Annotated in this window: 1 protein-coding gene; it reads right to left on the minus strand. The window is 74.1% G+C overall.

Translation table 11 applies throughout. The annotated features are described in order from the left end of the window. Positions 1-188 precede the first annotated feature (188 nt). Positions 189-2,220 (minus strand): glycoside hydrolase family 15 protein (locus FRW57_RS20635; protein WP_420853275.1); only part of this gene is annotated, 2,032 nt, incomplete at its 5' end.

Below are 2,220 nucleotides of genomic sequence, written 5' to 3' on the forward strand. Positions count from 1 at the left end.
CCGCCGAGCCAGCAGGCCCGACGGTCCGGCGCGGCCGGGCCGGCCGGCCCCGGAAGCCGCATACTGGGCCAGGCCCTGACCGCGAGGGAAACCAGGTTTTGGCGCCCTGCCCGAGCAGGTGCCGGGAGGGTTGAGTTGGCCGGCGAGGGCCCACCGCACGCGGCAGCAGGGGGCGTTTGGTGGGCTGCTCAGGTGCGGTCGCGGCGGGGGTGGGCCGGTCCGCCGCGGGTGGACAGGGTCCGGGCGGTCTCGATCAGGGGGACGTGGCTGAAGGCCTGGGGGAAGTTGCCCAGCTGGCGCCCGGTGGTGGTGTCGTACTCTTCGGCGAGCAGGCCGACGTCGTTGCGCAGCGACAGCAGGTGCTCGAACAGCTCGCGGGCCCGGGCGGGCCGGCCGGTGAGGGCGTAGGCGTCGGCCAGCCAGAACGAGCAGGCCAGGAACGCGGCCTCCCCGGCGGGTAGCCCGTCCACGGGGGTGCCGGTCTGTTCGGGCGGTTGGGTGTAGCGGTGGACCAGCCCGTCGTGCATCAGGTGCTGCTCGATCGCGGTGATGGTGCCGGCCACCCGGGGGTCGTCGGCGGGTAGGAACCCGACCAGCGGCATCATCAGCAGCGCGGCGTCCAGCTCGGCCGAGCCGTAGTACATGGTGAAGGTGCCCCGGCGCGGGTCGTAGCCGCGCTCGCACACCTCGGCGTGGATCTGTTCGCGCAGCTGCCGCCACCGCGGCAGCGGCCCGGGCAGGCCGAAGCGCTGCGCGGAGCGGATCGCCCGGTCCAGCGCGACCCAGGCCATCATCTTGGAGTGGGTGAAGTGCCGCCGGGGCCCGCGCACCTCCCAGATCCCCTCGTCGGGGTCGGCCCAGTGCTCGGCCAGGAAGTCCAGCAGCACCCGTTGCAGGGCCCAGTTGTGCCCGTCGGGTTCCAGCCCGGCGGTGCGGGCCAGGTGCAGGGTGTCGAACACCTCCCCGAACACGTCGAGCTGGAACTGGGTGGCGGCGGCGTTGCCGACCCGCACCGGGGCGCTGCCGGCGTAGCCGGGCAGCCAGTCGGCCTGCCACTCCGGCAGGCGCCGTTCGGCGCCGATGCCGTACAGGATCTGCAGCTTGGCCGGGTCTCCGGCGACCGCGCGCATCAGCCAGGCCCGCCAGGCGCGGGCCTCGGCGGTGAACCCGGTGTACAACAGCGCCTGCAGCGCGAACGTGGCATCGCGCAGCCAGCAGTACCGGTAGTCCCAGTTGCGCACCCCGCCGACCTTTTCGGGCAGGGAGGTGGTGGGCGCGGCGACGATCCCGCCGCTGGGGGCGTAGGTGAGGGCCTTCAGGGTCAGCAGGGAGCGGCGCACGGGCTGCTGCCATTGCCCGTCGTAGCGGCAGCCGGCCATCCAGTCCCGCCACCACGCCTCGGTGTCGGCCACCGCCCGGCCGGCCTCCAGCACCGGCGGCGCCGGACGGTGGGAGGGCTGCCAGGTCAGCACGAACGGCACCTGCTCACCGGCCCCCACCTCGAAGTCGGCCACGGTCGCGAAGTCGCGGCCGTGCAGCCGCACCGGGGTGCGCAGCCACACCGCGTCCGGTCCACCGACCGCGCTCATCCCCGCGGGCGTGTGCCGCACCCACGGCAGCAGCCCGCCGTAGTCGAACCGGGCCACCAGCTCACAGCGCATCGTCACCCGGCCGGACAGGCCCTGCACGATCCGCACCACCGAGGGCGCCTCCTCGCTGACCGGGTCCCGCACCGGCATCGCATCGACCACGCGCACCGTGCCGTGCTCGGTGCGCCACTGGGTCTCCAGCACCAGGGTGTCGCCGCGGTAGCGGCGGCTGACCCCGGTGACCGCAGCGGCCGGGGCCAGCAGCCACCGGCCGTGCCGCGGCCCACCCAGCAGTGCCGAGAAGATCGCCGCCGAGTCGAACCGGGGCAGGCACAACCAGTCCAGCGACCCATCGGTGCCCACCAGCGCGGCGGTGTGGGTATCCCCGATCAGCGCGTAGTCCTCGATCCGCAACCCCAAACCCGCACACCCCTCATACCTGTCAATGCTGTACCAGTCCGTCGCCCGGGCCGCCGGCGTCACACCCGGCTGCTGCGTGGCGACGACCCGGCCCAAGGCGAGATTGCACGGCGCCGACCCGGCCCGGGGCGAGATTCTCACACGCGGTGGGTGGCCGCCACGCACCGACGCCGTCCGCTTCTGCCGGCCGCCGCGTGTGAGAATCTCGCCC

The organism is Segeticoccus rhizosphaerae (assembly GCF_009192725.1).
GTDB classification, from domain to species: domain Bacteria; phylum Actinomycetota; class Actinomycetes; order Actinomycetales; family Dermatophilaceae; genus Segeticoccus; species Segeticoccus rhizosphaerae.